Consider the following 12,741-nt stretch of genomic DNA (forward strand, 5'->3'; position numbering starts at 1 on the left):
TTGCATATACTATAACATTTGTATGTATAAGGGGAGATTATCAATGCATAAACCATCCTTAATCGCTTATTCGCCATATAATCATCATATCTATACAAAAATAATGATAGATCCGATGTATATGCAAGTTTCACCAGCTGTAGTTCCTTTACAGATGCAGCAGCCACTAACAGCTCATATGCAACATTACTTATATGGACCTTCATTTTATGAAAATCCATATTTTAAACACTTTCATTACAATGTGAAAGCGCAAGTTTGGGAAGGATAGGAAGCTAAAAGGTTCATTCTTTTAGCTTCTTTTTTATTATGAATATTCGTACACGCATTTGCAGAAACAGTTTATAATGAAAAGTGGAAGCGTGAGAAGGAGAGGGAAAGGGATGTCAATGCGTTTTACTTTTTGGATTATGGTTGGGATTGTAGCAATCTCGGGTTTGTCACAAGGAATGCTCTTACCTGCCATTGCAATGATTTTTGAACAAGAAGGGGTTAGTTCAAGTATTAATGGTATTCATGCGACGGCATTGTACATTGGGATATTAGTCATTTCGCCGTTTCTTGAAAAACCGATGCAAAGGTTTGGAATGAAGCCGATTATTGTTATAGGTGGGTTTCTCGTTATTATTTCATTATTCTTTTTTACACAAACATTTTCGTTTTGGGTATGGTTTATCCTTAGATTTCTAGTTGGAGTCGGAGATCATATGCTTCATGTCGGAACACAAACATGGATCACGACAACATCGGACCCAAGTAAAATAGGGAGACAAGTATCGATATACGGTGTATTCTTCGGAATTGGTTTTGCCGTTGGTCCGTATTTAGCAAGCACTGTGCAGTACGGTCTTGCGACACCATTTATTATATCTACTGTACTTTGTTTAATAGGTTGGCTTTTACTACTTCCAACAAAAAATACATTCCCAGCGCAAGATGAAAGAGAAGCGAAGAGTGAATCATCATTTTCTCGTTATAAACAAGTTGTTGGATTAGGATGGATTGCACTGCTAGGTCCACTTGCATATGGCGTACTTGAAGCGATGTTAAACAGTAACTTACCAGTATACGCACTTCGTAAAGGGTGGTCTGTTTCAGATGTATCCTTCTTGTTACCAGCATTTGCAGTTGGGGGTATTATTACACAAATTCCGCTCGGTATATTAAGTGACAAATACGGAAGGGACCGTATATTAACGTGGACGTTTAGCATAAGTACGGGCATTTTTCTACTTGCCGCCGTATTTGATCAATATTACTGGATCGTCTTTGCCTGCATGCTTTTAGCGGGTATGGTTATTGGATCGTGCTTCTCTTTAGGGCTTGGATTTATGACTGATTTATTACCGAGACACTTACTACCAGCAGGTAATATATTATCCGGAATCGCTTTTAGTTTAGGAAGTATTATGGGACCTGTATTAGGCGGCGTATTTATAGAAAAAATACAGTATACAAGCTTTTTTATTGCGGTTATGATTATAATGGGAATTCTCGCAATGTTATATATGGTCTACATGAAAAATCAATTCGCATCAAGAAAAATAGAAAGTAGGTTAGGGCATGACAAAACAACCTAATAAAAAGAAATTTGAAGTACTTGAAAATGAAACAATTACAGACTGCTTAGCACGTATGGAACAAGAAGGCTACGCTCCGTCTCGTCGTATGGAAGAGCCAATCTTTCATGAAGTAAAGAAAGACGGCAAAACAGTAGTTGAGCCGTGCGGTAGGAAGATTGTTTTTGAAGGGAAATTGAAGTAATCCAATAACAAATTCTCTTTATAGTATAGAGCCATCCAATAGTTGGGTGGCTTGTTTTTTTATTAATCAATGAAGGAATTGAATAGAATGAATCTCTCGTTCATTTCTCCTAATTGGCTTCTTTATATGGGGCAAAAGATTGCTACTTTTTTCGTATATTGGTAAAATAAGTTCTTGGGTCTTACTTATTGTTATCGGTATAATGTTTGTCGCTTGAATGAAAGAAATTAGTTACAAAAATTTCGCACTATGCAAAGGGGTACAGCAACGATCCCTTTTTTGGAGGCACCTTAAACATAAAGCGAGAGAAGAGGCTATATGAACGATTCTCCTATCTTGTTTAAATATTAAACGAGTTATTGCAATTGGAATAGGTATATCAAACTAGTCGACATCCTGATGGATTATGTTTTTCTAGTAATCTATTACTTCTGATGGAATCGATAGATTGCTAGAAAGCGGAAAACAATTATTAGTATATTCCGAAGCAGGTGTAACAGAGTGTCCTTCCATAATTAAGGGTAAAACCAAAATACGTTTTTTTAAAGAATGATTTGTTAGAACAGGTTATAAGGAATAAAACAGAAAAGAGGATCACATGTTAGATACTTTACAGAGAAGTAAAAAGTTTTTTTTAGTATGTCTTATTTTTTTAGTGCTTTTAACCGCTTGTGGTAATACTGATGTTAAGACATCTAAAGCTTCATTACCACCGGCTGAATCCAATATAGATACATCATTAAAAGCACCAAATTGGGTAGAGAAAAGTCCTATCCAACAGTCTCCTAATTTTACGGAAGATAAAAAAGTACAATCGGTTGTGAATTTAATAGCTACGGGTGATAATTTATATCATGACGCAGTAATTAAAGATGGCAAACAAAAAGACGGTTCATATGATTATAATTATATTTATGAAAATATCAAAAAAGCTGTTAAATCAAGTGATCTTGCTATAGTGAACCAGGAGACTCCGATTGCCGGGAATAATTTAAAAGTACAAGGATATCCGACTTTCAATACACCTGAAGAAGTAGGCCAATCTTTAGTGGGCACTGGATTCAATATAGTGACGCAAGCGACAAATCACGCTATGGATATGGGTATTAAAGGTGTTGCGAATACAAGAGAATACTGGAAAAAATATCCGGATGTTATCCCAGTAGGCATTAATGAGAGTAAAAACGAGCGTAATGAAATAAAAACGATTACAAAAAATGGTATTCGTTTTGCGTTACTAAATTATACATATGGTACGAATGGAATTAAAATTCCAGCTGATAAGTCTTGGGCTTTAAATTTAATTGATAAAAAAGCGATACAAAATGATGTGGAAAAGGCAAAGAGTAGCTCTGATATGGTGATTGTTATGGTGCATTGGGGAGTAGAATATACCTTNAATTATACATATGGTACGAATGGAATTAAAATTCCAGCTGATAAGTCTTGGGCTTTAAATTTAATTGATAAAAAAGCGATACAAAATGATGTGGAAAAGGCAAAGAGTAGCTCTGATATGGTGATTGTTATGGTGCATTGGGGAGTAGAATATACCTCCACACCTTCAAAGCAACAAAAAGAAGTTGCTCAATATTTAACAGATCTAGGTGTAGATGTAGTAATTGGAAATCATCCACATGTAATTCAACCAATTGAGTGGAAACAAAATAAAGATGGACATGAAACGCTAATCTATTATTCTCTTGGAAATCTTATTTCTGCGCAAGAAAAATTAGAAACATTGGTTGGAGGATTATCTTATGTACAATTTGTTAAGTATGAAGATAAAACTTTTGGTATACGACAAGCGGCAATCGTACCGACAGTAACCGACTACGCTGATGGTAAGAAACAATTTAAAATTCAATTTTTAAAAGATTATTCGAATGAAAATTCTAAAAAACATGGAATTAAAAAATTTGTCGGCCCAGTTTCTTTGAAGGATTTCAAGGAGATTCCTAGAGACGTGTTGGGAAATTGGTATAAAGACTAATAAACAAAAAGGGAATGAGATACAATTAAAAAATTTATAATTTTAGCATTGGTATTAGCAATGGGATGGAGTCTTGCTGCTTGTAGTGGAAAGCAAACATCTCAGGAAACTACTAATAATAACGATAAAAATAAAAATGAAATACATGCGAAGAAAAAAGATGTTTTACCTATCTCTGATGTTAATGATTGGAGAATTATCCTTGTAAATAGAGAGCATATGTTATCAAAGGAACTAGGAATTGAATTAACAAGTATTACTCAAAATGCTAAGCCGAATATGAAAATAGATAGTAGAATTGCAACTTCCTATCAGGATATGGTAGCAGCTGCAAAAAAAGAGGGAATCAATCTTTATTTAAGATCAGGTTATCGAGCTATAAAATTACAACAAACTTATTATGATGCGTCAGTTAAAAGCTATAAATCTCAAGGTTTGTCGGATAAAGAGGCTAGTGCTAAGGCGTTGGAATATCTTCAGTATCCTGGTGCAAGTGAACATCATACTGGATTAGCGTTAGACATTATTTCAGTTGAATGGCAGAATACTGTAGAAGATTTAAATGCAAAATTTGAAACTACCGATGCATTCAAATGGTTAGATAAGAACGCTGCAGAATATGGATTTACTCTCCGCTATCCAAAAGATAAAGAGAATATTACTGGCATTAAGTATGAGCCATGGCACTATCGTTATGTAGGGAAAGAAGTTGCTGTTTATCTAAAAGAAAAAGGGTTAACTTTAGAAGAATATAACGAAAAAATTAAGTCTGGTAAGTAAAAATATGCTTTAATTTTATTAAACATTATGCACTGCTACAAGAAAAGGTGAATCTGAGGATTTGTTAACCTTCCGCCTAGTATTGTAAAAACTGAGTATGATAATTTGAGCACGTACGAACCAGTTATCGTGTAAAAAGATGTATGTATTAAGAAATTAAAGTTAAGGATCTGATATTCATATCAGATCCTTTTTCTATCGTTCTTTTAAGAGCGACTGAGCCAAAATGTTGGAATGAATATAGAAATAAAACAGCCAAAGGAATAGTAAAACGAATCAGGGAGTCTACTCGTACGCTTCATTGGGATTATCCAGAAATAGTTGTTGATGAAAATAAGAAAGAACTGGTCTTACTCTCAAGCAAGGATTTAATATGAATGAATTGGATAAAAGGAAATAATAAATACATAGTCATATTGATTAAAGTTTCACTTTATTGAAGAAAAATGCGAAAGCCATTCATAAAATATGGAAATGTTAAAATCCCTTTGATAAAATAGCAATATGCAAAAAAATTATTTGTTAATTCTTAATGTAATGAATATTCATGTTTAAATATACGGATTTAACTACATAGTTATTGTGCTAAAGGGGGAGAAAGATGTTAGATGAATTGTATAATGCTTTTTTAAATGCGTCTGGTTTTACAGAAAGTGCGAGGAAACGAGATCGGTATGATGATTTACATGATTATTTAAAAGATAAAGAAAGAGAGTTAAAGCAATTCATTCAAGAGGCTGAATCAGCGAAGAGAGAGTATGAGAGTAAAAGTAATGGCTTAGAAGCTAATAAAATTCCGGCAGTTGAATTTGAACAAAAACGTCATGAAAAGGATGAAGACTTAAATACAGTATTATCCTATTTTAAAAGTGCATTAAGCGATATTGGATCTGCAAAAAGTACAGCTTATGCAAAGTATTTGGAATATAAAGCGAAAGCAGAATCGGAGAAAGCGTCAGCATACGCCGCAGCGACCAAGGCTTTTGAAGAAAAGAAAAAGGAAATTGAAAAACTTATCCATTAAGTATACAAAGAATGGAGGGAACGAACATGAGTGGTAAAGAGGTTGAAATTATAGGAAGTAACACTGCAAGTGCCATTTCTTACGCACAAAACATTGAAAATGGTATGAAGGATTCTTTAAACCAAGCGAAAGACTTAAAAGCATATGTCACAGGTGCGAAATGGAATGGAAAAACGAGAGATGCATTTTTAAGTTATCTTGATTTGATCATTCAATATAATTCAGAAATGGTAGAGGCATTTGAAGGACATACGAAAGCTTTGAAAGAGTTAGATAAAAGCATTCAAACGTACGGAGATAAATCGGAAGTAAGGGCGATAAAACAATTGTGATGGAGAAACGAGGGATAAAAGAATGGGGAAAGAAATGAGTTTTGCACCTGCTGAATTATATGTTCTCGCAGGTGCAGCTGGGGTTACCGATATATTTGGATTGCCAAACCGTGACGCAATTATTTTACTTGATGCAGAATGTGTCACGAAAGCAACTACGAGTTTAAAAGAAAAAGGCCTACTTACAAGTGAAAATGGAATTACCCCTGCAGCTTTTCAAATAATTGAACTATTAAAGGAATATGAAAATTGTCATGAATACACGAGAATGAATAATGTATTAATTGGCTTTTTAAAAGAGGATAAAGACCGAGTGGCTGTATTAACAGAAATAGAACCAAATAAAAAATACGAGATCGACTACATACCAAAACCGGACGTATATTTTTCATTATTAACACGCATTCCCTTCTTATTGAGAGAACCGAGGGAAATAGAAGATACATTTTTCTCAAAGAGAATGACAGAGGCAGAACAACAAACATTTGAGGGAAAAGATTTATCAAATAAAGACGTTATAGCGATAGAAACGTATACGAGGCCTCGTAGTAATAGAGGAGGAAAATGGGAATGTTTCTTATATTTCACTGAAGGAGAAGATTTCGTTCAAATTGATGTAGAACGTAATCGATATGACTGGGTGAGTCTCTATGCGGTAAATAAGAAATTGTATGACGTGTTAAAAATGCCGTATAAAAAATTAGTTGATCCGAGACAATTTTCGTTAGGAGGTATTGAATAATGCAAGTATCAATGGGAGACGGTGGTTCTGGTGGTGGAGAAGAAGTATTAGTTAATTTTCAAGAACTACTTGATATAGTAATGAAATTAGAAGATATATATAAAATCCATGTAGACGTCATTGGAACGAATATTGAGAGTTTATTAAGCTGTGATTTTTATCAAAAAGGTGAAGCGATGAGAGTAATTGAAAAATATCCTGATATATTACACAAAACACTAGAATTGGCTGAACACTATTCTAGGTCAGCGACAGTTGTAGGGAATGTATGTGTAGAAATGCTTGAAAAGGACGAACAATTACGTGAAATATTAAGTAAGTTGTAGAAATCACCATACGGCTGGGGGGATGAAAACGAGATGGATGTGAAATATAGACCTGAACCATGGCAAAACATGGGAGATGGTATGAATCGAATTACAAAAGATGCACTCATGAAATTACGGGAAGCAAATGAATCATTAAAAAGAATTGATGGAAGAATACGAGATTTAGACTCGGATGGTAGTATACATTTTAATCCTAAAGATCAATCGCAAAAAATCGGGGAATTACTTGATAGTTATACGACATTACAAAAATATTGCGGAGAAGCAGGGCGATTAGTCTCTGAACATATAGATAAACCTTTTTTAGTAGAAATGGATAAATTCGCTCAAAAAGTGAGAGATACATCTATTCTCAGTTTTGAAACAAATAACCGAATTGGCTCCACAACAACGACAGTATTACCAGGTGCGCATGCGGGCTACGGAAGTGTACCACAAACAATACAGAAGAAGAAAGATAAAATAACAGTAGAAGATATTTTTAAAGATTCACCTGCATTTGATAATGTACTGAGAGAGGAATACAAAGAACTAAAAAAACGAAATCCAGATGCAAAACTAAATTATGAAGAATATAAGAAAGTAGTCCCATCCACACGAGGATTTGAATACAAATCGATAGAAGATGAACAGAAAAAACTAGAAATGGTGCGAGACATAGGAATAGGCGTAGGAATCATCATCACAACAATCCTTTGCCCACCACTCGGGGCCGCTGCCGCAGTAGTATACGGAGGTGTACAAATAAAAAGCGGTATCGACGGAGAAGACTGGGGAACACACCGGAAATTGAGCCAAGAAGAGCGGGTAGGAAACATCATTTTTGGTGGATTAGACGCAATCCCAGTTGTTGGAGCAGTAGGAAAAGGAGTAAAAGCATTCAAAGGGACGAGTGAATTAGCTGATTTAGCCAAATTATTAAAATTCAAAGAAGGAATGCCTGGTTTTAATCCAAATTTGGGTAAAAATGTGGTACAATCGCTTAAGGAAAATAAGACTTTAAAAAATGCACTAGATGCTATGAAAAATACTCCTATTCCAGTAGCAGTTAGGACGGTGGATACTGGAATAGGAATGAAGCTTCCTTATATAGAATCTTCAACTGTTGGAGAAGTAGCTGGAAAGTTTTCAAAGGCAAGTACGGCAGCTAAGGATGATGCTTATCAACTTGCTAAGGGTAGTGGTGGTTCAGGAGTTAGTAAGGAAGGTAGTGTGGCTAAGGGTACGGGTAAAATTGATTATGATTTAGCTAAAGATTATATTAGAGATGTAGAGTCAAAAACAGGATTGAAGCTTCATAAAAACCAAATAGAACAATTAAAGGCTGCTCTAAGGGAACATAAGTATGAAAAAATGACGCCATTGGAAACGTTAAAACACAGAAATAAATTTAACAGTGTGAAAAACAAATTGATAAGTGAATGGGAAGAAAAAACAGGTCAAACATGGCCAAGATATACTGAGGAAGTTTATGATAAAAAAGGTAGAGTAGCAAGGGATATTGGGCAACCCTATGATGCGCATCATATTATAGAGAATAATTTTGGTGGGCCTCATGAATGGTGGAATATACATCCAGCTAAGTTTCCTGATGAACATCAGGCAGGAATTCATGGTAAAGGGTCACCATCAAATAAATTATTTCCAAGGAGGTAGTTTTTATGGCTACATTTGATTTTATAAAAAATAGTCATCATAAGTTTTTTAAATTACAAGAAAATGAACTTATAGTGGCAGAAGAGAGACTTGGATTTACATTTCCTAATGAACTTAGAAATTTTTACTTAGAAGTTGGCTATGGTTTTATAAAAGGAAATAATGTGGATGCAATAAATAGAATAATGGATCCAGATACTATAGCGGATATTACATTGAGAGAAGGTATTTACGAGTTTGATCCAGATTTAGAGGGAATATACGAGGAAGAAGATAAATTAGTTTTTTATGAAGTAAACGAGGGTGTATATTTAACACTTGATTTGAATACACCTCAACAAACTCCTGTATATTTTTTTGAGACTCAAATAGCTGATTCATTGGAGGAATTTATACGAAAAATTAATCAAGATACTGAATACTTTGTGGATATGGTTGATTAATGCTCTATAGTATAGATTAAAAGTCTTCAGTAATAAGTAAACAAACGAGATTGGTTATAGTAGCTTTATAAGTATCATAGTCATCGATACTACTCGATGTATACTTTACACACGAGAATGACAAAGTTCGTGATGCTAAAGTTAAATATACACTGGCACATAAGACAAGCAAACGAAAAAGTACTTTTTTTGAAGTGGACAGAAAAAGAATAGGCTGTTAAAAAGTATATACTCCATGATGGTTGTACCATCATAGAGTGTTATGTGCAATGATAGAATAGAAAATAAAGTACGAGCTTAGGCGAGATGACATTTTACTGGGCGATAAATATAAACACATGGAATGTATATTAAACTAACGAACTCGTACAAACTCGTAAGTTTTAATATAGTATTTGTCATGATGTACAAAGGGTGTCATACTGTTACTACAAAACTTACAAATTTACGCTACTTAAAAACATATGAACTTAAAGCACTTGATTGTCAATTAAAGGCAACAAGTGCTTTTTTGTGTTTTAGCGTAGAAAATGGAAAAACAGCATTAGCATTTTGGAAGCAATATCCGTCACCCTCTTGTTTAGAGGGGGCAAATATAAAGCAATTAACGGCTTTTTTAGTAGAGGTTAGTCACAATACATGTTCGGTAAAGAAAGCAAGCGACATATTAAAACTTGTAAAAGAAGATGGACATACAATGAAGGAATATTAAGACACACGAGACTTTTTAGTGAGAAGTATTATACGGGAGATTGAGTTTAAAAAGAAAGAAATGAAATACATCGAAAGAGAATTAAAACAGCTAGTAAATCTACTAGATTATCAATTAGAGACGATGCCGGGAATAGAACTTGTGACGGCATCAGCATTAATTGCAGAAATTGAAGATGTAAGACGATTTCCAAATGCCAACAAATTAGCACGATTTGCGGGGATTGCGCCTGTTTACTTTGGTTCTGGTGGGAAAGGTAAGACACACAAAAGCAAACAAGGAAACAGGCGCTACACGCTTTATTTTATAATTTAGCAGTGGTGCAGCAAGTGCAAGTAGCAAAAGGCAGTAAGATGCCACGAAATCCAGTGTTTCATGCGTACTATCAAAAGAAGCTTAAAGAAGGAAAAACAAAAGGACAAGCATTGGTATGTATTATGAGAAGGCTTGTAAACATTGTATATGGCATGATGAAATATAAAACGGCATATGAATTGCCGATAGTAGAAGAAAAAGAAGTAGTTTAATAAGGTTTACATGGTTTGCTTTTTTATTGTGAGGGTTTAAGATTACAACATAGGGTACGGGTGATAGTAGTAAGACAAACCCTAACAAAATTAAACTAACCCCGGAAAGAGAAAAATACTATCGAATAAAAATAGATGAAGCCAAAGCACGGGGGGATTATAAGGAAGCAGATAACATTAGGTATAATCGTCATTGTGAAGAAACAAAAGAGCCTTTAGAGCGTAAAGAGTGGGATGTTAAGCGTGAAAATTTAAGGAAAAGTCAAGAGCGAGGAAGAGAAGAAGAAATAAAAGGGAGAAAAGCTTTGGGAGAACACCTAAATCGTACATTAGAGGACAATAACTCTGGCAAGGTTGTTACGTATACATCCAGTGAAGGGCATCTTACGCGTCCAGATAGTATAGGTCGTAATGCTAAGGATGAAATCGATTTAGTTCATGATCACAAACACAAAATAAGTGACAAAGAACACGTTATTCATAATGACAGTCAAATGCGAGCTGAAAGGGAAATGCTCGAAGATAAAAATGGAAGTCATATTGTGACAATATCAAGTGATAAACCCGATTTGAATGGGATACCTCCTCATCCAAGACCAAGTGGGCCTTTAGGAGAAAAGAGTGAGATTTACTATACTGACCCAAGTAGTGGAAAAGTGACTCATAAATGGGAGAACAATACACGTTTACCTGGTGGAGGTAGGTGGAAAAAGCTGTGAATAAAAATTATTATGTGACTATATTTTTTAATATTAAGGGGAATATACATGAAACCAGATTTTTTCACAATTACAATGTATCCTACAGTATCTTTTAACGAAGAAGAATTATTAGGTCGTCTTTTGGATGTGTTTGAGTCAAATGAAAAATTTGCTCCTACTCATTGGGGCAACTGTGAAACGGTACGGGTAGAATATAACCGTCAGGAAATGCTGGAAAAAGTAGTTTCAGAGCGTATAGTATCAGAAGTTTACCTGTATCGTGATAAATCTGTGAACTACACAGGACGTTTTCAAGTTAACTGGAGCCATCGTTCATTTTTAGAGTTTGAGTTTCATAAATCAATACCTAAAAAATTATGGGCTGCTTTTTTTGAGTTATCTGACCAAATCGCAGAAATTGCGAAACCAAGTTATGGAGTAACTCAAATTTTTTGGCCTTTATCATATCCGTGGAATACCGAACATGAACGCTTACAAATGTGGATGGAAATATCTTCCCAACCAATACCAGTTAGGTTTCTTCCTAACGGTCCCTTAGGGATAGGGGCTAGAACATACTTTAGTGGTCATATTTTAGAAATGTTTGATAAGGAATTATTACAAAATAGTCCAGCTGTGGTATCTGAGCTAGATTGGGGTGGCCTTTGTATTGATATTTTAAATAATCCATTAGAGAGTGACAGTGATACATTACTTGATAATTGGCTACAAGTAATGAAGTATTTGGAACCAGCACAAGTAATGGCTATACCAAGTTTTGATGAAGATCAGATGGGTATAACTTATTCTCCAAATGTTGCTTGGAAGGAGTATCTGGAAAGTTAAATGAAAGGAATTTGTAATCATGGATGAGAAAAATAATGATAGAATAAAAGTCATGGAAATATTAAATCGATCTCAATACAATGATGAAATTATAGATGGGCTAGATATGAGCAATTTAGACCTTACTTTTTCTGATTTGTCAGAGGTGATGGCAGAGGGTATCATGGCAAAACAAGTCCATTTAAGAGCTTCTTCACTAATGAGAGCATCTTTTTTTGATTGTGATTTTGAGTTTGCTGATTTCAGAAGTTGTAATTTAGAGGAAATACACATTGCAGATTGTAGGTTTGGTGAAGCTAATTTCTCTAAAGCGAATATGAAATATGCAAAATTGAATATAAGTAGTTGTTTTGAAACATGTTTTGACGAAGTTGATTTTTCATATGGAGAATTAGTTGGAACAATTTTAAATCATGCTACTTTTCGACGAGCAAATTTATATAAAATAGATGCAAAACAGGCCGACTGTACGGGAACGGATTTCAGCAACGCGAATCTTACAGAAGGTAACTTTGAAAAAGCATATTTAGAAGATGCTAATTTATCAGAAGTAGATGCTAGAAATACAGATTTTACAAACGCAGATTTAACAGGAGCAATCCTTTTAAATGGGAATTTCACGGATGCGAATTTTACCGGTGCTAAACTTGACAATGTAGTTTGGAAGGGAGCAAATGTGGAAGGCGCTAAGTTTGACGAAGATGTTAAGGAACAAATCTTAAAAATGATTTAAATATGATGGGAAGTATATACATTTAAGCACTCGAAAACCTATGATTGGTAGCGAGTGCTTTTTTCTTAGAGATATTAGAGATTGATAAATAAGTGAAAATCAATATAGATTATTTTTAAGGATTATTAGATAGATTAAGTCGGGAATATTATATAATTG

At 34.5% G+C, this 12,741-nt stretch carries 13 protein-coding genes and 3 pseudogenes; all 16 read left to right on the forward strand.

What is annotated here, in order from left to right:
* Nucleotides 1-43: 43 nt before the first annotated feature.
* Entirely contained in the window at nucleotides 44-271 is a 228-nt protein-coding gene (locus ASE54_RS10790) for a hypothetical protein (protein ID WP_000549500.1), read from the forward strand.
* A 112-nt stretch (nucleotides 272-383) separates the two neighbouring features.
* Nucleotides 384-1,580, forward strand: a complete 1,197-nt coding sequence (locus ASE54_RS10795; protein ID WP_000062805.1) for an MFS transporter — start codon at nucleotides 384-386, stop codon at nucleotides 1,578-1,580.
* Nucleotides 1,564-1,764 (forward strand): NETI motif-containing protein, encoded by a 201-nt coding sequence (locus tag ASE54_RS10800; protein ID WP_000166303.1) that lies wholly within the window; start codon nucleotides 1,564-1,566, stop codon nucleotides 1,762-1,764. The genes ASE54_RS10795 and ASE54_RS10800 overlap by 17 nt, the downstream gene beginning before the upstream one ends.
* Before the next feature lie 598 nt (nucleotides 1,765-2,362).
* Nucleotides 2,363-3,162: CapA family protein (locus ASE54_RS35680; protein WP_162255437.1), on the forward strand; the 800-nt coding region annotated here is incomplete at its 3' end.
* A 1-nt stretch (nucleotide 3,163) separates the two neighbouring features.
* A pseudogene (locus tag ASE54_RS35685) lies at nucleotides 3,164-3,757 on the forward strand (CapA family protein); the annotation flags it as partial.
* A 48-nt stretch (nucleotides 3,758-3,805) separates the two neighbouring features.
* The gene (locus ASE54_RS10810) at nucleotides 3,806-4,537 is read left to right on the forward strand and encodes a M15 family metallopeptidase (protein WP_000241995.1); all 732 of its coding nucleotides are present in this window, start codon (nucleotides 3,806-3,808) and stop codon (nucleotides 4,535-4,537) included.
* A 601-nt stretch (nucleotides 4,538-5,138) separates the two neighbouring features.
* A complete protein-coding gene (locus tag ASE54_RS10815; RefSeq protein WP_000883464.1) occupies nucleotides 5,139-5,561 on the forward strand; it encodes a hypothetical protein in 423 nt (140 codons plus the stop codon).
* Nucleotides 5,562-5,587: 26 nt separating this feature from the next.
* Nucleotides 5,588-5,893, forward strand: coding sequence for a WXG100 family type VII secretion target (locus ASE54_RS10820; protein WP_000014535.1), 306 nt, complete (start codon nucleotides 5,588-5,590; stop codon nucleotides 5,891-5,893).
* A 22-nt stretch (nucleotides 5,894-5,915) separates the two neighbouring features.
* A complete protein-coding gene (locus ASE54_RS10825) occupies nucleotides 5,916-6,635 on the forward strand; it encodes a DUF5081 family protein (RefSeq protein WP_000514122.1) in 720 nt (239 codons plus the stop codon).
* Nucleotides 6,635-6,961: a hypothetical protein gene (locus tag ASE54_RS10830; protein WP_001198192.1), complete on the forward strand. Its 327-nt coding sequence runs from the start codon at nucleotides 6,635-6,637 to the stop codon at nucleotides 6,959-6,961. The genes ASE54_RS10825 and ASE54_RS10830 overlap by 1 nt, the downstream gene beginning before the upstream one ends.
* A gap of 33 nt (nucleotides 6,962-6,994) precedes the next feature.
* Complete coding sequence (locus ASE54_RS10835) at nucleotides 6,995-8,620, forward strand: hypothetical protein (protein ID WP_000382748.1); 1,626 nt, start codon at nucleotides 6,995-6,997, stop codon at nucleotides 8,618-8,620.
* 5 nt (nucleotides 8,621-8,625) lie between these two features.
* Nucleotides 8,626-9,063, forward strand: coding sequence for an SMI1/KNR4 family protein (locus ASE54_RS10840; protein WP_000190066.1), 438 nt, complete (start codon nucleotides 8,626-8,628; stop codon nucleotides 9,061-9,063).
* A 529-nt stretch (nucleotides 9,064-9,592) separates the two neighbouring features.
* Nucleotides 9,593-10,302 (forward strand): annotated as a pseudogene (locus ASE54_RS33970) (transposase); the annotation flags it as partial.
* 77 nt (nucleotides 10,303-10,379) lie between these two features.
* Nucleotides 10,380-11,021, forward strand: a pseudogene (locus tag ASE54_RS37535) (ADP-ribosyltransferase); the annotation flags it as partial.
* A gap of 48 nt (nucleotides 11,022-11,069) precedes the next feature.
* Entirely contained in the window at nucleotides 11,070-11,849 is a 780-nt protein-coding gene (locus ASE54_RS10865) for a hypothetical protein (RefSeq protein ID WP_000801404.1), read from the forward strand.
* Between the two features lie 19 nt (nucleotides 11,850-11,868).
* Entirely contained in the window at nucleotides 11,869-12,582 is a 714-nt protein-coding gene (locus tag ASE54_RS10870; RefSeq protein ID WP_000343655.1) for a pentapeptide repeat-containing protein, read from the forward strand.
* The last annotated feature ends 159 nt before the right edge of the window (nucleotides 12,583-12,741 follow it).

The sequence above is a fragment of the Bacillus sp. Root131 genome (genome assembly GCF_001429475.1).
Classification (GTDB): domain Bacteria; phylum Bacillota; class Bacilli; order Bacillales; family Bacillaceae_G; genus Bacillus_A; species Bacillus_A thuringiensis_S.

Bases quoted from the DNA above. Each gene is read 5' to 3' on its own strand.
- ASE54_RS10795 (WP_000062805.1), top strand. From the start codon at position 384: ATGTCAATGCGTTTTACTTTTTGGATTATGGTTGGGATTGTAGCAATC.
- ASE54_RS10800 (WP_000166303.1), top strand. From the start codon at position 1,564: ATGACAAAACAACCTAATAAAAAGAAATTTGAAGTACTTGAAAATGAA.
- ASE54_RS10870 (WP_000343655.1), top strand. From the start codon at position 11,869: ATGGATGAGAAAAATAATGATAGAATAAAAGTCATGGAAATATTAAAT.
- ASE54_RS10825 (WP_000514122.1), top strand. From the start codon at position 5,916: ATGGGGAAAGAAATGAGTTTTGCACCTGCTGAATTATATGTTCTCGCA.
- ASE54_RS10865 (WP_000801404.1), top strand. From the start codon at position 11,070: ATGAAACCAGATTTTTTCACAATTACAATGTATCCTACAGTATCTTTT.
- ASE54_RS10840 (WP_000190066.1), top strand. From the start codon at position 8,626: ATGGCTACATTTGATTTTATAAAAAATAGTCATCATAAGTTTTTTAAA.
- ASE54_RS10815 (WP_000883464.1), top strand. From the start codon at position 5,139: ATGTTAGATGAATTGTATAATGCTTTTTTAAATGCGTCTGGTTTTACA.
- ASE54_RS10835 (WP_000382748.1), top strand. From the start codon at position 6,995: ATGGATGTGAAATATAGACCTGAACCATGGCAAAACATGGGAGATGGT.
- ASE54_RS10820 (WP_000014535.1), top strand. From the start codon at position 5,588: ATGAGTGGTAAAGAGGTTGAAATTATAGGAAGTAACACTGCAAGTGCC.
- ASE54_RS10790 (WP_000549500.1), top strand. From the start codon at position 44: ATGCATAAACCATCCTTAATCGCTTATTCGCCATATAATCATCATATC.
- ASE54_RS10830 (WP_001198192.1), top strand. From the start codon at position 6,635: ATGCAAGTATCAATGGGAGACGGTGGTTCTGGTGGTGGAGAAGAAGTA.